At 67.1% G+C, this 18,049-nt stretch carries 16 protein-coding genes; 14 read left to right on the plus strand and 2 right to left on the minus strand.

Translation table 11 applies throughout. The features are described from left to right. Window position 1 precedes the first annotated feature (1 nt). Window positions 2-964, minus strand: coding sequence for a quinone oxidoreductase (locus NNX35_RS14705; RefSeq protein ID WP_255868138.1), 963 nt, complete (start codon window positions 962-964; stop codon window positions 2-4). A 107-nt stretch (window positions 965-1,071) separates the two neighbouring features. Here NNX35_RS14705 and argC point away from each other — a divergent pair, with 107 nt between their 5' ends. From argC to NNX35_RS14760, 11 genes are all read left to right on the plus strand, one after another. Then, window positions 1,072-2,103, plus strand: coding sequence for an N-acetyl-gamma-glutamyl-phosphate reductase (gene argC, locus NNX35_RS14710; protein ID WP_255868139.1), 1,032 nt, complete (start codon window positions 1,072-1,074; stop codon window positions 2,101-2,103). Next, complete coding sequence (argJ, locus tag NNX35_RS14715; protein ID WP_255868141.1) at window positions 2,103-3,314, plus strand: bifunctional glutamate N-acetyltransferase/amino-acid acetyltransferase ArgJ; 1,212 nt, start codon at window positions 2,103-2,105, stop codon at window positions 3,312-3,314. The genes argC and argJ overlap by 1 nt, the downstream gene beginning before the upstream one ends. Before the next feature lie 13 nt (window positions 3,315-3,327). Next, complete coding sequence (gene argB, locus NNX35_RS14720) at window positions 3,328-4,254, plus strand: acetylglutamate kinase (protein ID WP_255767227.1); 927 nt, start codon at window positions 3,328-3,330, stop codon at window positions 4,252-4,254. A gap of 28 nt (window positions 4,255-4,282) precedes the next feature. Next, window positions 4,283-5,584, plus strand: a complete 1,302-nt coding sequence (locus NNX35_RS14725; protein WP_255868142.1) for an acetylornithine transaminase — start codon at window positions 4,283-4,285, stop codon at window positions 5,582-5,584. Further along, complete coding sequence (argF, locus tag NNX35_RS14730) at window positions 5,581-6,546, plus strand: ornithine carbamoyltransferase (protein WP_255868143.1); 966 nt, start codon at window positions 5,581-5,583, stop codon at window positions 6,544-6,546. The genes NNX35_RS14725 and argF overlap by 4 nt, the downstream gene beginning before the upstream one ends. Next, window positions 6,543-7,079 carry an arginine repressor gene (locus NNX35_RS14735; protein WP_227924562.1) on the plus strand — a complete coding sequence of 179 codons (537 nt, stop codon included), beginning with the start codon at window positions 6,543-6,545 and terminating at the stop codon, window positions 7,077-7,079. The genes argF and NNX35_RS14735 overlap by 4 nt, the downstream gene beginning before the upstream one ends. A 97-nt stretch (window positions 7,080-7,176) precedes the next feature. Further along, window positions 7,177-8,385 carry an argininosuccinate synthase gene (locus tag NNX35_RS14740; protein ID WP_255767230.1) on the plus strand — a complete coding sequence of 403 codons (1,209 nt, stop codon included), beginning with the start codon at window positions 7,177-7,179 and terminating at the stop codon, window positions 8,383-8,385. Between the two features lie 4 nt (window positions 8,386-8,389). Then, window positions 8,390-9,847 (plus strand): argininosuccinate lyase, encoded by a 1,458-nt coding sequence (gene argH / locus NNX35_RS14745; protein WP_255868144.1) that lies wholly within the window; start codon window positions 8,390-8,392, stop codon window positions 9,845-9,847. A 109-nt stretch (window positions 9,848-9,956) separates the two neighbouring features. After that, on the plus strand, window positions 9,957-10,478 hold the full coding sequence (locus tag NNX35_RS14750; RefSeq protein ID WP_255868146.1) for a pyridoxal 5'-phosphate synthase: 522 nt from the start codon (window positions 9,957-9,959) through the stop codon (window positions 10,476-10,478). Window positions 10,479-10,600: 122 nt separating this feature from the next. Next, window positions 10,601-11,458: an SRPBCC domain-containing protein gene (locus NNX35_RS14755; protein ID WP_255868147.1), complete on the plus strand. Its 858-nt coding sequence runs from the start codon at window positions 10,601-10,603 to the stop codon at window positions 11,456-11,458. A gap of 47 nt (window positions 11,459-11,505) precedes the next feature. Beyond that, window positions 11,506-12,159 (plus strand): DNA-3-methyladenine glycosylase, encoded by a 654-nt coding sequence (locus tag NNX35_RS14760; RefSeq protein ID WP_255767234.1) that lies wholly within the window; start codon window positions 11,506-11,508, stop codon window positions 12,157-12,159. A 58-nt stretch (window positions 12,160-12,217) separates the two neighbouring features. Here NNX35_RS14760 and NNX35_RS14765 read toward each other — a convergent pair whose 3' ends face one another. Further along, window positions 12,218-13,210 carry an aldo/keto reductase gene (locus NNX35_RS14765; RefSeq protein ID WP_255868148.1) on the minus strand — a complete coding sequence of 331 codons (993 nt, stop codon included), beginning with the start codon at window positions 13,208-13,210 and terminating at the stop codon, window positions 12,218-12,220. A gap of 194 nt (window positions 13,211-13,404) precedes the next feature. On the opposite strand from NNX35_RS14765, the gene NNX35_RS14770 reads away from it, so the two are divergent. The 3 genes from NNX35_RS14770 to tyrS all read left to right on the plus strand — a co-directional run bounded on the left by NNX35_RS14770 (window position 13,405) and on the right by tyrS (window position 17,708). Next, complete coding sequence (locus NNX35_RS14770; RefSeq protein ID WP_255863318.1) at window positions 13,405-13,959, plus strand: adenine phosphoribosyltransferase; 555 nt, start codon at window positions 13,405-13,407, stop codon at window positions 13,957-13,959. A 148-nt stretch (window positions 13,960-14,107) separates the two neighbouring features. Continuing rightward, the gene (locus tag NNX35_RS14775; RefSeq protein WP_255767236.1) at window positions 14,108-16,369 is read left to right on the plus strand and encodes a UvrD-helicase domain-containing protein; all 2,262 of its coding nucleotides are present in this window, start codon (window positions 14,108-14,110) and stop codon (window positions 16,367-16,369) included. Between the two features lie 13 nt (window positions 16,370-16,382). Next, window positions 16,383-17,708: a tyrosine--tRNA ligase gene (gene tyrS / locus NNX35_RS14780; protein ID WP_255863317.1), complete on the plus strand. Its 1,326-nt coding sequence runs from the start codon at window positions 16,383-16,385 to the stop codon at window positions 17,706-17,708. Window positions 17,709-18,049: the final 341 nt, after the last annotated feature.

The raw sequence follows: 18,049 nt of genomic DNA on the forward strand, positions 1-18,049 counted from the left end.
CTCACGGAACCAGCAGTACCTTCCCGGTGGTCTTCCGCCCTTCAAGGTCAGCGTGCGCACGGGAGGCCTCGGCCAGCGGATAGGTCTGGCCGATCCGCACGTCCAGGTTCCCGGCCAGGACCGCGTCAAACAGCTCGCGGGCCCGCCACCGGCGTTCTTCGGGTGTGAGGAGGTAATGCGCAATCGTGGGCCGGGTCAGGAACAGGGAACCGGAGGAGTTCAGCCGCTGGATGTCGAAGGGCGGGACCTGTCCGGAGGCGGCCCCGAAGAGCACCATCATGCCCCGGGTGCGCAGGCTGGCGAGCGAGCCGTCGAAGGTGGCCTGCCCGACGCCGTCGTACACCACGTCCACACCCTGCCCGCCGGTGAGGGCACGCACCTGCCCGGTGAAACCGTCATAGCGCAGCGCATGGTCGGCGCCGGCGCCGCGGGCAAGGAGCTCCTTCTCCTCGGTGGACACGGTGGTGATCACCGTCGCGCCCTTGGCCTTGAGCAACTGGATCAGCAGCAGCCCGACGCCGCCGGCACCGGCATGCACCAGCGCCGTCTGTCCTTCCTGCACCGGAAACGTGGAGTTGCACAGGTAATGCGCGGTAACCCCCTGCAGCAGCAGCGCCGCCGCGGTGTCGTCCCGGATGCCGGCGGGCACCGGCAGCGCCACGTCCGCGTCCAACAGCATGTACTGCGCATAGGCCCCGCCGCCCTCCGCCGTGGCTACCCGGTCACCCTCCCGGAAGCCGGATTCAAGTCCGGCGGTCACGACGGTCCCGGCGGCCTCCGAACCGGGTATGAAGGGATATGACATGGGATAGACGCCGGCACGCTGATAGGTGTCGATGAAGTTCACGCCGGTTGCGGCTACCTTGACCAGCACCTGCCGAGGGCCGGGCTGCGGCAGGTCAACGTCTTCATAGCGCAGGATTTCCGGTCCGCCCGGCTGCGGGACGACAATGGCTTTGTGCATGGCATGGCCTCTTTTGCTGGCTGGAACGTACTGGCTCGATATGGTCCCCATCATACGGTTTGCATAAATATTGGAGACAGTGCATAAGTGTGCTGTAGGGTGGGGGCATGACGATTTCCGTAGCAGTCTCGGGCGCCAGCGGCTATGCCGGGGGCGAAGTGCTGCGCCTGCTGGCCGGCCACCCGGAGGTATCCATCGGTGCCATCACGGCCCACAGCAACGCCGGCAGCCGGCTGGGGGAGCTGCAGCCGCACCTGCATTCCCTCGCCGACCGGGTACTGGAGGAGACCACCGTCGAGACGCTGGCGGGACACGACGTCGTTTTCCTCGCCCTGCCGCACGGCGCCAGTGCGGGGATTGCCGCGCAGCTGGATCCGGACACCCTGGTGATCGACGCCGGTGCCGACCACCGGCTCGAGGATCCCATGGCCTGGGAAAAGTTCTACGGTTCTCCGCACGCGGGAACCTGGCCCTACGGACTGCCCGAACTGCCCGGACACCGCGACCGGCTCAAGGGGGCCCGCCGGATTGCCGTTCCGGGCTGCTACCCGACAAGCTCCCTGCTCGCACTGACACCCGGCTTTGCCGCCGGCCTGCTGGAGCCGCAGGATGTCGTCATCGTGTCGGCCTCCGGCACCTCGGGCGCCGGCAAGGCCGCCAAGCCCCACCTGCTGGGCTCGGAAGTCCTGGGCGGCATGAGTCCCTACGGCGTGGGCGGCACCCACCGGCACACCCCTGAAATCGAGCAGGGCCTCTCCGCCGCCGCCGGAGAGCCCGTGGCCGTGTCCTTCACGCCCACGCTGGCTCCGATGGCCCGCGGCATCCTGACCACTGCCACCGCGAAGGTCCGCCCCGGCGTCGACCCTGCGGCCCTGCGCACAGCCTGGGAGCAGGCCTACGCTTCGGAACATTTCGTCCGGGTGCTGCCGGAAGGCCAGTGGCCCGCCACCAAGATGGTGGTCGGCTCCAACTACGCCGTGATGCAGCTGGCGTACGACGCCCACGCCAACCGGGTAATTGTCAGCTGCGTCATTGACAACCTCAACAAGGGAACAGCCGGCGGCGCCGTGCAGTCCATGAATATTGCCCTCGGCCTGGATGAAACCGCGGGACTGACCCAGCAGGGAGTGGCACCGTAATGAGCGCCGAATCACTGACCACCGACAGCACCACCGGCGCCGTCACCGGCATCACCGCCCCGGCGGGTTTCCGTGCCGCGGGTGTGGCGGCAGGCCTGAAGGATTCCGGGGGGCGCGACGTCGCCCTGGTCGTCAACGACGGTCCGTCGAAGGCTGCCGCGGCCGTCTTCACCCGGAACCGCATCGCGGCCGCTCCGGTGCTGTGGTCCCGGCAGGCAGTGTCCGATGGACGGGCAGACGCCGTCATCCTGAACTCCGGCGGCGCCAACGCCTGCACCGGCAGCGAGGGATTCCGGAACACCCACACCACCGCCGAAAAGACCGCGGAACTCCTGGGGCTCAGCGCTTCCGACGTGCTTGTCTGCTCCACCGGCCTGATCGGCGTCCAGCTGCCCATGGACAAACTGCTTCCGGGCATCGAAGCGGCAGCCGGGATCCTGTCCGCCGACGCCGGCGCGGATGCGGCGCATGCCATCATGACCACTGACAGCGTCGCCAAGCAGGCGGTCTTCACCGGCACGGACAGCGCGGGCCGGACCTACCGCATCGGCGGCATGGCCAAGGGAGCCGGAATGCTCGCCCCCGGACTGGCCACAATGCTGGTGGTTCTGACCACCGACGCGGATCTCCCGGCACCCGCCCTGGACTCGGCACTGCGGGCCGCAACCGCGGTGACGTTCGACCGGACCGATTCGGACGGCTGCATGTCCACCAACGACACCGTGATCCTGATGGCGTCCGGTGCCTCAGGGGCGGCACCCGAGGCAGGGGATTTCGCCGGCGGACTCACGGAGGTCTGCTTCTCGCTCGCCCAGCAGCTGATCACCGATGCCGAAGGCGCCAGCCACGACATCGCCATCACCACGGTCAACGCCGCCACGGTGGCCGACGCGGAAACAGCTGCCCGCGCCGTCGCCCGTTCCAATCTGTTCAAGACCGCCATTTTCGGCAACGACCCGAACTGGGGCCGGGTGCTGTCCGCGGTCGGCACCACCGACGCGGCGTTTGAACCGGACCGGATCGACGTCGTAATCAACGGCGTGCAGGTCTGCCGGAACGGCGGCATCGGAGATCCGCGGGAAGACGTGGACCTGGCGCCGCGCGCCGTGACTGTGGAAATCGACCTGCACGCGGGCACGGAAAGCGCCACCATCTGGACGAACGATCTCACCACGGATTACGTCCACGAGAACTCTGCGTACAGCAGCTGACCGGGGGACAGGCATGATCACACCAGCAGAAGCCGGCGAACGGCTGCGGGCACAGGACAAAGCGGCAACGCTGATCGAAGCGCTGCCCTGGATCCAGCGCTTTGCAGGCACCACCATGGTCATCAAGTACGGCGGCAACGCCATGGTGAACGACGACCTTCGGCGGGCGTTTGCCGAGGACATCGTGTTCCTCCATCACGCCGGGGTGCACCCGGTGGTCGTCCACGGCGGCGGCCCGCAGATCAGTGCCATGCTGGACCGGCTCGGTATTGCCTCCGAATTCCGCGGCGGACTGCGGGTGACTACACCCGAGGCGATGGACGCCGTGCGCATGGTCCTGACCGGCCAGGTGGGCCGCGAGCTCGTCGGGCTCGTTAACGCGCACGGCCCCTACGCCGTCGGCCTCTCCGGCGAGGACGGCGGCCTGCTGGAGGCCGTACGGACCGGCGTCGTGGTGGACGGAGAGGAACTGGACCTCGGCCTGGTCGGGGAAGTGACGGGGGTCAACCCCGGCGCGATCCTGGACATCATTGCCGCCGGACGGATCCCGGTGATCAGTACCGTGGCACCGGAAGTGAACGCCGACGGCGGCCCCACCGGCCAGGTGCTTAACGTCAACGCCGATACGGCCGCGTCCGCCCTGGCCGTAGCCCTGGGTGCCTCGCGGCTGGTGGTCCTCACGGATGTGGAAGGCCTTTACGGGGATTGGCCCGACAAGTCCTCGCTGATCTCCTCACTGACTGCCGGGGAACTGCGGGCCATGCTGCCCGGCCTCGAAGCGGGCATGATCCCCAAGATGCAGGCCTGCCTCGCCGCCGTAGACGGCGGTGTTGACCGTGCCGCAGTGGTTGACGGCCGGATGGCACACTCCATGCTGCTGGAAATCTTCACCGAAGCCGGAATAGGCACCCAGGTAGTACCGGAGGACGAAGATGCATAACCCGGATACCCAGGGCACCATCCCCGGCATGGCAGCTCCAGACGCGCAGGAGGACTGGCTGAACCGCTATGGCTCCTCCCTGATGGGCGTCTTCGGTGCTCCGCAGCGGGCGCTCGTCCGCGGGAACGGCTGCTATGTGGAAGACGCCGATGGAAAGCGGTACCTCGACTTGCTGGGCGGCATTGCGGTCAATGCTCTCGGCCACGCCCATCCGGCGCTCGTGGCGGCCGTGGCCGATCAGCTTGCCACCCTCGGCCACGTGTCCAACTTCTTCACCAGCCCTCCCCAGGTGGAGCTGGCCGAACGGCTGCTCGCGCTCGCCGACGCTCCGCAGGGTTCCAAGGTGTTCTTTGCGAACTCCGGTGCCGAAGCCAACGAGGCAGCCTTCAAGCTGGCCCGGCGGAACTCCGATCCCGCTGCCGGACGCACCCGGATCCTGGCGCTCGAAGGAGCATTCCACGGCAGGACCATGGGAGCGCTGGCACTCACGGCCAAACCTGCCTACCGGGAACCCTTCGAACCGTTGCCCGGGGGAGTGGAACACCTTCCGTTCGGGGACATCGATGCGCTGCTGGCCGCAGTAGATGAGACCGTAGCCGCCGTCTTCCTGGAACCGATCCAGGGCGAGGCAGGAGTGCGGATGCTTCCCGCGGGCTACCTGCAGGCCGCCCGCGAGGCCACCCGGGCCGCAGGCGCGCTGCTGGTGATTGACGAGGTGCAGACCGGCATTGGCCGGACGGGCAAGTGGTTCGCCTCCGAAGGCGTCCTTCCGGATGCCATGACCCTGGCCAAGGGACTCGGCGGCGGCTTCCCCGTCGGCGCCATGATCACCTTCGGCGAGCGGACCTCCGGGTTGCTGGCGGCCGGAATGCACGGCACCACCTTCGGCGGGAACCCCGTGGCTGCCGCCGCAGCCCTGGCGACCCTCTCCGTGCTGGAATCCTCCGATGTGCTGGCCAATGTGCGCGGCACCGGGGACTACCTGCGCCGGGAACTGGCAGCTCTGGACTTCGTGGCCGAGGTGCGCGGGGAGGGCCTCCTCATCGGCCTCGACCTGGTCGACGACGTTGCTCCCGCCGTGGTCGCAGCTGCGCTGGAGGCGGGGTACATCATCAACAGCACCGGCCCGGCAACGCTGCGGCTGGCCCCGCCGCTGATCCTCACTCCGGAACAGGCCGGCACCTTCCTGGACGCACTACCGGGTATCCTGCGAACGGCCTCCGGTGCAGCCTCAGCCCGAGGTGCAGCCTCGGCTCGAGGTTCGGCCGCCGAGACCACTCCAGACTCTGTACCCGGTGCCACCGGCACAACCACTGAAGGAAAACCATGACCCGTCATTTCCTGGTCGACACCGACCTCACGCAGGCGGAACAGGCCGAAGTCCTGGATCTGGCCGATGCGCTCAAGAAGGACCGCTACAAACACCAGCCGTTCGCGGGCGAATCCACCGGCCGCAAGACCGTGGCCGTCATCTTCGACAAGACCTCCACCCGGACCCGGGTGTCCTTTGCGGCCGGCATCTCCGACCTGGGCGGCGTTCCGCTGATCATCGGTGCGGGGGAGTCCCAGCTGGGACACAAGGAGAGCGTTGCGGACACCACCAAGGTGCTGGAGCGCATGGTTTCCACCATCGTCTGGCGGACCTACGCGCAGGCCGGCCTGGAGGAAATGGCTGCCAACTCCTCGGTTCCGGTCATCAACGCGCTGTCGGACGACTACCACCCCTGCCAGCTCCTGGCGGACCTGATGACCATCCGCGAGCACAAGGGCAGGCTCGCCGGCCTCACCCTGGCGTACCTCGGTGACTGCGCCAACAACATGGCCAACTCCTACCTGCTCGCCGGTGTGACCGCCGGAATGCACGTCCGGGTGGCCGGTCCGCTGGGCTATCTGCCCGATCCCCGGATTGTCGACGCCGCTGCGGCCCGTGCGGAAGAAACCGGCGGCTCCGTGACCATCACAACCGACGCCGCCGAAGCGCTGGCCGGAGCCGACGTCGTCGCCACCGATACCTGGGTGTCCATGGGGCAGGAAGCCGAAAAGGCCGCCCGGCAGGAGCTGTTCCGCAGCTACGCCGTGGACGCCGACGCGATGGCGCAGGCGGCGGACGACGCCGTCGTGCTCCATTGCCTGCCCGCCTACCGCGGCTACGAAATCTCCGCCGACGTGCTTGACGGACCGCAGTCAGTGGTCTGGGACGAAGCGGAGAACCGGCTGCATGCGCAGAAGGCCCTGATGGTCTGGCTCATGGCGCATTCCGGCCTCACGGGAATTCCGGAGGCACGGGCATGACCATGCCGGCAACGAAGACGGCGCGCCAGGCGCGCATCCGCACCCTGCTGACGGGTCTTTCCATCCGTTCCCAGGCCGAGCTCGCGGCACTGCTGGCCGACGACGGCGTGCAGGTTACGCAGGCGACGCTCTCCCGTGACCTGGTGGAACTCGGCGCCGTGCGCATGCGCGGCAAGGACGGTGCCCTGGTGTATGCCGTTCCGTCCGAGGGCGGGGAACGGGCGCCCAAGTCCGGCGTCACCCAGGAAGTGCTGGATGCTCGGCTGGCCCGGCTCTGCGGTGAACTGCTGGTTACCGCCGAGGCGTCAGCGAATATCGTGGTGCTGCGGACTCCGCCCGGAGCCGCGAACTTCCTGGCACTGGCCATCGACCATTCCGTGCTGCCGTCCGTACTGGGCACCATCGCCGGCGACGACACGGTGATGATGGTGACCCGGGACCCCGAGGGCGGCCCCGACCTCGCGGCCCGCTTCCTGCGGATCGCAGACGAAGCCAGCAACAACGGCTCCGCACCCGAAAGCCGGATCCTGTAACTGGTCCCCGGCCCGTTGAACCACAACCCAAGACTTTCATCCTGAACCAACCAGCGGCCCCGATCGGGCCGCAACCAATGCAAGAGGAGCGAAATCCGTGAGCGAACGTATTGTTCTGGCCTATTCCGGTGGCCTGGATACGTCAGTAGCCATCGGCTGGATTGCCGAGGCAACCGGCGCTGAAGTTATTGCCGTTGCCGTGGACGTAGGACAGGGCGGCGAGTCCCTGGAGACCGTCCGCCAGCGAGCCCTGGACTGCGGCGCCGTCGAAGCCTACGTGGCCGACGCCCGCGAGGAATTCGCCACCGAGTACTGCATGCCGGCACTGAAGGCCAATGCCCTCTACATGGACGCCTACCCGCTGGTCTCGGCACTCTCGCGTCCCGTCATCGTGAAGCACCTGGTGGCCGCTGCCCGCCAGTTCGGTGCCACCACCGTCTCCCACGGCTGCACCGGCAAGGGCAACGACCAGGTGCGCTTCGAAGTCGGCATCCAGACCCTGGGCCCGGACCTGAAGTGCATCGCACCGGTCCGCGACCTGGCCCTGACCCGCGACAAGGCCATCGCCTTCGCCGAGGAGAAGAACCTGCCGATCGTCACCACGAAGAAGAACCCCTTCTCCATTGACGCCAACGTCTGGGGACGTGCCGTGGAGACAGGCTTCCTCGAAGACATCTGGAACGGCCCCACTCCGGACGTGTACGAGTACACCTCCGATCCGGCGTCGGCTTCCGCCCCGGATGAAGTCGTCATCACCTTCAAGGAAGGCGTGCCGGTCGCGATTGACGGCAAGCCGGTCACCCCGCTGCAGGCCATCGAGGAAATGAACCGCCGCGCCGGCGCCCAGGGCATCGGCCGGATCGACATTGTCGAGGACCGCCTCGTGGGCATCAAGAGCCGCGAAATCTACGAAGCCCCCGGCGCCATGGCGCTGATGGCTGCGCACCGCGAGCTGGAAAACGTCACTGTGGAGCGCGAGCAGGCCCGCTTCAAGAAGACGGTCGGCCAGCGCTGGACCGAGCTGGTCTATGACGGCCAGTGGTTCTCTCCGCTGAAGCAGTCCCTGGACGCCTTCATCGGCGACACCCAGCGGTACGTCTCCGGCGACATCCGCATGACCCTCGACGCCGGACGCCCGGTGGTTACGGGACGCCGCTCCGAGTCATCCCTGTATGACTTCAACCTGGCCACCTATGACACCGGTGACAGCTTCGACCAGTCGATGGCCCGCGGCTTCATCGAGTTGTTCGGGATGTCCTCCAAGGTGGCCTCCGGCCGCGACCAGCGCCTAGCAGAAGGTAAGTAAGCAGATGACAGACGGCAAGTCGCCAGAAGAAGCAGCGGGTGCCGGGACCTCCGGTTCAACCGTCCAAGGTGCCCTGTGGGGCGGCCGGTTCGCCGGCGGCCCTGCGGACGCCCTTGCGGAGCTGAGCAAATCCACCCACTTCGACTGGCGGCTTGCCGGCTACGACATTGCCGGCTCGCGTGCCCACGCCCGCGTGCTGCACAAGGCCGGCCTGCTCGACGACGGCGAGTTGGAAGGAATGCTTGCGGCCCTGGACCAGCTCGACGCCGATGTGAAGTCGGGTGCCTACGTGCCCGCGGCGTCCGACGAGGACGTGCACGGTTCACTGGAACGCGGATTGATTGAACGGGCCGGCACCCAGCTGGGCGGAAAGCTCCGGGCCGGCCGGTCCCGCAATGACCAGATCGCCACGTTGGGCCGGATGTACCTGCGGGACCACGCCCGCATCATCGGCTCCGGCGTGCTGTCGGTCATCGACGCCCTGGTGGGCCAGGCCCAGGCACACCTCGGAGTGGCGATGCCCGGACGCACCCACCTGCAGCATGCCCAGCCCATCCTGCTCAGCCACCACCTGCTGGCGCACGCCTGGTCCCTGCTGCGCGATGTGCAGCGGCTGGCCGACTGGGATAAGCGTGCGGCAGTGTCTCCCTACGGTTCCGGTGCCCTGGCCGGCTCCTCGCTGGGCCTTGACCCGAATGCCGTGGCGAAGGACCTGGGGTTCGATTCGGCTGTCTGGAACTCCCTGGACGGGACTGCCGCGCGTGACGTGTACGCCGAATTCTCCTGGGTGGCCGCCATGATCGGCGTCGACCTGTCCCGCGTCAGCGAAGACATCATCCTGTGGGCCACGAAGGAGTTCTCCTTCGTGACGCTCGACGACGCGTACTCCACCGGGTCCTCGATCATGCCGCAGAAGAAGAATCCCGATGTTGCCGAACTTGCCCGGGGCAAGGCCGGACGGCTGATCGGCGACCTTGCCGGGCTGCTGGCCACACTGAAGGGCCTTCCGCTGGCCTACAACCGTGACCTGCAGGAGGACAAGGAACCGGTCTTCGATGCTGCCGACACCCTCGAGGTACTGCTTCCGGCGGTGTCCGGGATGATCGCGACCCTGAAGTTCAATACCGAGCGGATGCAGTCCCTGGCACCGCAGGGCTTTGCCCTGGCCACCGACATTGCCGAGTGGCTGGTCCGCCAGGGTGTGCCCTTCCGTGAGGCGCATGAGCTCTCCGGAGCCGCGGTGCAGCTGGCCGAGGGGCGCGGCGTCGAACTCTGGGACCTGACCGATGAAGACTATGCCGGAATCTCGCCGCACCTGACGCCCGAGGTACGCACCGTGCTCAGCACCGAAGGCTCCCTGGACAGCCGCAGCTCCCAGGGCGGCACCGCCCGGTCCGCTGTCGAGCTGCAGCTGGCGGAGCTGATCCGCCAGGTCGGCGACGTGCGCGGCTACGTAGGCTGAATCTGCCCGACCTGAGACGGACCCCGATGGAGTGCACCTCCCCGGGGTCCGTTCTTTTTGGTGCCGGGCTGCGGGGCAGCGGCACCGGCACACAGCTACGCTGGGCGGCATGAGTGATTCCTTCCGGGCCCGGCTGCGTGCCCTTCCGGACTTTCCCGAGAATCTGCCCGACTTCGATCCGGCCGCAGCGCCTCAGGACCCCGCGGAGCTTTTCCGCCAGTGGCTTTCCGATGCGCTGGCCGCCGGGGTAAGGCAGCCGCATGCATTTTCCCTTGCCACGGCCGACGGAGGCGGGCACGTCTCCTCCCGGATGCTCATCCTCAAGGACATTGACGACGACGGCGGCTGGCAGTTTGCCACGTCCCGTACCTCGCGCAAAGGCGGAGAGCTGGCCGAGAACCCGAATGCGGCAATGAACTTCTACTGGCCGGAACTTGGCCGCCAGATTCGAGTGGCCGGAGCCGTAGTGGAACTCTCCCGGCAGGCTTCGGCCGCCGACTGGGATGCCAGGCCGGCATCGGACGGGAGCGCGAACCCGCAGTGGCAGCTGTATGCGCTGAAGCCGAGGGAGATCGAATTCTGGCAGGCACGTGCCGACCGGCATCACATCCGGCACCGGATGGTCTTCTGAGGCTCGCTCGGCTCCAAGCCGGACACCCCGGATACCCGTCTTTTCGGTTCGACTACCTGTCCGCCCCTCCCGGCGGCGCCCCCGCCGAAGCTACCCTTGGAAGAACCCCAGGAGGACGCGCCATGACCGAGTCCAGCCCCCTCGAAACCCCGGTTCCCGCCGGAAGAATCGAGCGCCGCCCCGACGGCTACACCCTGGTCTTTGAGCGCCTGTTCGATTTTCCCGCAGGCTACATCTGGGAGGTGCTGACCAACGGGGACAAGGTGGCCCAGTGGCTCGGTACGGTGACTCCCGGCTGGCAGCTCGGCAAGGAATACCGGCTGGACATGGGCAACGCGGAGGTCACCGGAACCGTACTGCAGATGAGTCCCGGTCTAAGCCTGCAGTTCACCTGGGAGGACCCGTTGGGGGATGAATCCGTCCTCGACTGGCAGGTGCTGGAAACCCCCGACGGTTCCCTGCTGCAGTTCCGCACGCATGAGCCCAGTGCGGATTTCCTCACCGAAGGCGCCGCAGGGTGGCAGGGGATCCTGGACGTGTTCGACGACGTCGCCGCGGGCCGGGAACCTTCCCGCGCGTCCATGGACCAGTGGCAGGCCCTCCGCGACGCGTACGCGGAGGAATTCGACGTCTCACCCACGATGGGGCAAACGGATGCCGCCGGGATCGTCTTCCAACGCTGGTTCAACGCAGCCGCCGGCGACGTCGGCAGCGCACTGGACCGTGCGACGTCGGAACTCGGCATCGGTGCGGAGGCCTCGGTCGACATCACGGACGACGGCGGCCGGACCCGCGTCGTCGTCCGGCAACCGCTGAGCGGCGGGAACGGCGGATCAGACGAGGCGGCCGGCCTGCTCGCCGCGTGGCACCAGGCACTGGACGCCGCCGGCGACCACGTTGCCGGAAACCCCTGGCATCCCAGCTCCCGCAGGCTGGCGGCCCTGAAGGAGTTCTACGGAGCCTCTGCCGGGAGCAGCTGAACGGCAGCACGGAAAATCTCCCCAATGAACCTTGCTACCGTCGGAGTATGGCTTTTGCGAGTGAACGAGAACGTCTTGCCGTCCCGGCCACCTCCGCCGCACCCCAGCTGTTGGGTGCGGTCCTGACGCACGACGTCGACGGCGAACGCGTCAGCGTGCGGATCACCGAGGTGGAGGCCTACATGGGCGACGCCGATCCCGGCTCCCACGCGTTCCGCGGCCAGACGGCACGAAACGCCACCATGTTCGGGCCGGCGGGACACCTCTATGTGTACTTCACCTACGGCATGCACTACTGCGCCAACATTGTCTGCGGAACGGAAGGCGATGCCACCGGGCTGCTGCTGCGCGCCGGCGAGATCGTCGAGGGGGCCGACATCGCCGCCGTGCGGCGTGGAAACCCGCGCAACCCGCTGGACCTGGCGCGCGGTCCGGCACGCCTTGCCCAGGCGCTGGGCATTTCCCGGCCGCTGGACGGGGCGGATGTGTTCGCCCACCCCCTGCATCTGGCATTGCCCGCCGATCCGGTGGGCGGGGAACTCCTGTCAACCGGACCGAGGGTGGGAGTCAGCGGCCCCGGCGGCTCGGACGAATATCCGTGGCGGTACTGGCTCACCGGGGACCCGACAGTGTCCAAGTACCGTCCCGCCCAGCCGCGCAGGCAGCCGGCGTCCGCGGCAGCTGCGGCCCTGCGGCAGTGAAACGCAGAACGGCGTTCCGGGTAACTGTTACCCGGAACGCCGTTCTGCGAAGCTGCTGCTAGGAGCGAGGAAGCGGTGCCTGCGCGGAAATGAGCTTCTTTTCCAGCAGCTCGTCCCAGAAGGCAGCCGGAATCTGGGCCTTCATCGCCGCAATATCCTCCGCGACGCGTTCAGGCCGGCTGGAGCCCGGGATGACCGCCGCCACGGCGGGGTGAGCAGTGGAGAACTGCAGGGCAGCGGCCTTCAGGCTCACGTCGTGCCGAGAGGCAACCGAGGTCAGCTCGGCGATCCGTGCCTTAACCTGCGGAGGGATCTCGGCGTAATCGAAGTAGTCGCCGCCCAGCAGGGCGCCGGAGTTGAAGGGGCCGCCGACGACGATGCCCACTCCCTTTTCCTGCGCCATGGGCATCATGCGCTGCAGCGCACGCTCGTGCTGCAGCAGGGTGTACTGGGTGGCGGAGAGGCTCATGGTCGGCGCCGCCTCGTCCATGTCCATGGCCAGCTCGATGGGCTCGGTGGTGTTGACGCCCAGCCCCCAGCCGTTGATGACGCCCTCGTCCTGCAGGCGGGCGAGTACCCGGAACGCGCCGGTCCGCGCCTCGTCGAACTTGGAGATCCACTCATCACCGAGGAAGTCCCGGGACGTGTCGTGGATGAACACAAAGTCCAGGCGGTCCGTCTTGAGCCGGTTCAGGCTCTCCTCGATGGACCGCAGCGTGGCGTCCGTGCTGTAATCCGTGGCGATCTTGTTTGAACGCCCGTGGGTGAAGAGGCCGGAGCCCTTTTCTTCTTCCTCATCCAGGATCAGCCGTCCTACTTTGGTGCTAAGCACATATTCATCGCGGTTGTGCTGCGAGAGGACCTCGCCCAGGCGGGATTCCGCCAGGCCGGCTCCGTAGAAGGGAGCGGTGTCGAAGTAGCGGATGCCTGCGTTCCAGGCCGCTTCAACCGTTGCCAGCGCCTCTTCCTGGGGAATGTCGCGGAACATGTTTCCCAGGGGAGCTGTGCCGAAGCCGATCTTGTTCTTGAGCACGTCGTGCAGGTTAGCCATATGTGGTGCAGTCCTTGACTGTTGTGCGGGTAGGTTCCGGTCCCGTGCGAAGGGGCCGAGAGATGGCAACCGCAGCCGGCGACCCTTTATTCCTCCGCCGGCCCGGACCGACAGCGCCGGATAGCCCGGGAGAGAAGTGCCACAGGAGCCCGTGCGGCTCCGGTCAAACCGGGTGGAACGGGTAAGGTAGACGGGTGAAAGATGCCCCGGCAGAACCGGATAACCACGAGTCCATTGATCAAACCATCGAACGCCTGGGCGCTGTAATCCCTGATTACCCCAAGCCCGGGATCGTTTTCCGGGATCTGACCCCGGTCTTTGCTGACGGGCCCGCCCTCCGGCGCGTAGTAGATGCCCTCATTGCCCCCTTCGAGGGACAGTTCGATTTCGTGGCAGGGGTGGAAGCACGCGGCTTCCTGCTTGCCGCCGCCGCTGCCTACGCTTCCGGCAAGGGAGTCATCACCGTGCGCAAGCCCGGTAAGCTGCCCCGCGAAGTGTTCTCCGAAAGCTACTCGATGGAGTACGGCGAGAGCACCCTGGAACTGCACCGCGACGACATGCCCGTGGGCTCGCGCGTCCTGATCCTTGACGACGTGCTGGCCACCGGTGGAACCCTCGGTGCCGCAGCGCGCCTGATCCGCAAGGCAGGCGCGGAAGTGGCCGGATTCGGCGTCGTGCTGGAACTGGGCGACCTCGGCGGCAGGGACCGCCTCGGCGACACCCCGGTTACCGCTCTGATCCGCTACTAGGCCGGTCCCCTCAACGAGGGGAAGGGCCCGCACGACACGCGTTCCTCGCAGGCAGCAGCTGAGAGAGAAACCGCATACATTAGGGACCTGCAAAAGTCCAAATGCACTGTAAGATTGACGCTCTGCCTTTGCGAGAGGGAACGCGAACATGCCTGAAACACCTTCAGCTTCGAACGAGCTGGAACACGAGCGTCAGTACGTCGCCGGACTGTACTCACGCCTCGATGAGCTGCGTGAGGAAAAGCGGGAACAGCTGGCCGCCATCCGGCGCAGCCACGCCTCGGGTTCGCACCAGAACCGTTCCGAGCGGGACGCCTTTGCCACCATGTACGAGGACCGCCTGGCGCAGCTGAACGCCGTCGACGACCGGCTCGTTTTCGGCCGGCTGGACCTTGACGACGGCGAGGAACGCTACATCGGGCGAATCGGCCTTTCGACGGCGGAGCTGCAGCGCCTGATGGTCGATTGGCGCGCCCCCGAAGCCGGTACGTTCTACCAGGCAACCGCTTTCGAGCGCCAGGGCGTACGACGCCGCCGGCACCTGATCCTGAAGGGCCGCGACGTGCAGGCCATCGAGGATGACGTGCTGGACTACTCCATGCTGGAAGAAGGCGAAGCCCTCCAGGGCGAAGGTGCGCTGCTCGCGGCGCTGAACTCCAAGCGGACCGGGCAGATGTCCGACATCGTCGGCACCATCCAGGCGGAACAGGACCGCATCATCCGGGCTCCGCTGTCCGGCACCCTGGTGGTCCAGGGCGGCCCCGGTACCGGCAAGACCGCCGTAGCGCTGCACCGCGCCGCATACCTGCTCTACACCCACCGGGAACGGCTGAAGTCCGCCGGTGTGCTGCTGGTGGGGCCGTCCAATGCCTTCATCCGGTACATCGAACGCGTGCTGCCCTCCCTGGGCGAGACCGGCGTCGTGATGTCCAGCCTGGGCCAGTTGATGCCCGGCATCACCGCCGCGCATGAAGAGGACCCGGCCACGGCCGAGGTCAAGGGGCGGCTGTACATGGCCGACGTCGTCGCGCGTGCGGTTGCCAACCGGCAGCGGCTGCCCGCCGGTCCGCGGAAGCTGAACGTCGAAGGCACCATCCTCACGCTGACCCCCAAGCAGGTGCAGCGCGCCCGTGACAAGGCCCGCGCCACCGGCAAGCCGCACAACGAAGCCCGCGTCACCTTCGTGAAGATCCTGCTGCGCGAACTGACCGAGCAGTTGACCGAACAGCTTGAGGAATCGGCCGGAGCCGGGAACAGCACCGACCGGGCCTACCTCGCGGAGGACGTCCGCAGTGCCCGCGACGTGCGCGTGGCGCTGAACCTGTGCTGGATGCCGCTGACCCCGGAAAAACTCATCAGCGAGCTGTACAGCAAGCCCGGACACCTGGAAGCGGCCGCCCCGGACCTCTCCGACGCGGAACTGGACCTGCTGCGCCGCAGCCCCGATGCACCGTGGACCGAATCCGATGTGCCGCTGCTGGACGAAGCCGCCGAACTCCTCGGCGAGCTTGACGCCTCCGCCGGCCGCGAGAACGCACTCCGTGAGGAACAGCGCAAGCGCGACCTCGCTAATGCCGAAAGCGCCATTGCCAATACGGAGGGCTTCCTCGAGGACTCCGGCGCCCACGGCATCCTGTCCGCGGAAGACCTGGCAGACCACAACGCGGTGGGGGAGCAGCGCCTGACCGCTGCCGACCGTGCCGCCGTCGACCGCACCTGGGCCTTCGGGCACATCGTGGTCGATGAAGCGCAGGAGCTGTCCGCCATGCAGTGGCGGCTGCTGATGCGCCGCTGCCCGCTGAAGTCCTTCACCGTGGTGGGCGACATTGCCCAGACCAGCTCGGCTGCCGGGGCAACGTCATGGCAGGCGGCACTGGATCCGTTCGTGGGGGAGCGCTGGACGCTCGAAGAGCTCACCGTGAATTACCGCACCCCGGCGCAGATCGCCGAGGCAGCGGTGCGCATGGCCAACGCCGCCGGCCTCGTGGTGTCCGCGCCGAAGGCCGTGCGGGAAGGCCGCTGGGCGCCGTTCATTGACGAAGTGCCCGAGGGCGGCCAGATCCAGCGCCTGCTGGACACCTTGCCCGAGGACCTGGACGCGCTAGACGGCGGCCTGCTCGCCGTCATCGCCGAGGACCACCGGCTCTCCGCGGTCCGCCGCGCGCTGGCCGGGGTGTACGGAGCCCGCGTGGGATCCGGCGCCGGCGGCCTGGAGCAGGACATCGTGGTGACCTCGCCGCGGGAGGCGAAGGGCCTGGAATTCGACGGCGTCGTCATCCTGGAACCGTCCGAACTGCTCACCGCAGCAGCCGGCAAGGTCGGGGACCTGTACGTTGCCATGACCCGCCCTACGCAGCGGCTGCGCCTGATCGCTGCAAACGGGATCCCGGCAGGCATTCCCGAAGACTGATAATTTAGAAGGCGTGTCAGACAATATCGTGAACCCCGAGGGCCTCGGCGCCCAGCAGAATGATTCCTCCTTCGCCAACATCTGGCAGGAACTCCAGTGGCGAGGCCTTGTGCACGTCTCCACCGATGAGGCGGAACTGGAAAAACTCCTCGCCGGGGGACCGATCACGTATTACTGCGGCTTCGACCCGACGGCACCGAGCCTGCACCTTGGCAACCTGGTGCAGCTGCTCACCATGCGGCGCCTGCAGCTTGCCGGCCACCGGCCGCTGGCCCTGGTCGGCGGTTCCACCGGACTGGTCGGAGATCCGCGCCCGACGGCGGAACGCACCATGAATACCAAGGAAACCGTTGGCGAGTGGGTCGGGTACCTCCAGGGACAGGTGCAGCGCTTCCTTAGCTTCGAGGGCGACAACGCCGCCCGTATGGTGAACAACCTCGACTGGACCGCTCCGATGAGCGCCATCGATTTCCTGCGCGACGTCGGCAAGCACTTCCGGGTGGGCACCATGATCAAGAAGGAAATCGTCTCCTCGCGCCTGAACTCCGACGAAGGCATCAGCTACGCGGAGTTCAGCTACCAGGTCCTGCAGGGCATGGACTACCTCGAGCTCTTCCGCCAGTACAACTGCGTGCTCGAGACCGGCGGGTCCGACCAGTGGGGCAACCTCACCAGCGGCACCGAACTGGTGCGCAAGGTGGAGGGCAAGACGGTCCACGCACTGGGCACCCCGCTGATCACCAACAGTGACGGCACCAAGTTCGGCAAGAGCGAAGGTAATGCGGTCTGGCTGGACGGCAACATGACCAGCCCGTACGCCATGTACCAGTTCTGGCTCAACACCTCCGATACCGACGTGGTTGACCGGCTCAAGGTCTTTACCTTCATGAGCCGGGCACGGATCGAAGAGCTGGCGCGTGCCGTGAAGGAAGCGCCGCATAAGCGGGAAGCGCAGCGGGCCCTGGCCTACGACGTGACTTCACTGATTCACGGAACCGAGGCAACCGACAAGGCCATCGCTGCTTCTGCCGCACTGTTCGGGCAGGGGGACCTGACCGAGCTCGACGAAGCCACCTTGAAGGCTGCGACGGAACAGCTGCCGACGGCCGTGGTGTCCCCGGATTCGCTGGGCATCATCGACCTGCTTGTTGCGTCGGAGCTTTCCAAGACCAAGTCCGAAGCACGCCGCACGGTGTCCGAGGGCGGTGCCTACGTGAACAACAACAAGGTCACCGACGCCGACGCCGTAGTGGATTCGAAGGACCTGCTGCACGGCCGGTACCTGGTACTCCGGCGTGGAAAGCGGACCCTTGCAAGCGTTGAGGTCTCCGCCGTATAGTTTTAATGCTTCCTTAGGGGAGGGCTTCCACGGGGACTTCCACGGGGGACTTCCACGGGGGACTCTCAGGGAAGCAAGGGGGCCGCTTCGGCGAAACCCTGCAGGACTTGGGGGCAGTCCTCGCCGGTCAAAGGCGAGGCTGCCGGCCCTGGATCTGGGGTGTGGAAGCTTGTGCGGCGGATCACTTCGATCCGGTTTGCAAGGACCGGAAGCGATGTGTAAAGTTACATGAGTCGCCGCGGCCGGGACGCTGGAAAAGCGCCCGAGCATGGCGGCCAAACCCCAACAAAAAACAGAGTCCAACCAGTGCGCGCCCTTCGCGGGGCCGGTGGAAAAGACTC

The sequence above is a fragment of the Arthrobacter sp. zg-Y844 genome (assembly GCF_024385465.1).
GTDB lineage: Bacteria > Actinomycetota > Actinomycetes > Actinomycetales > Micrococcaceae > Arthrobacter_B.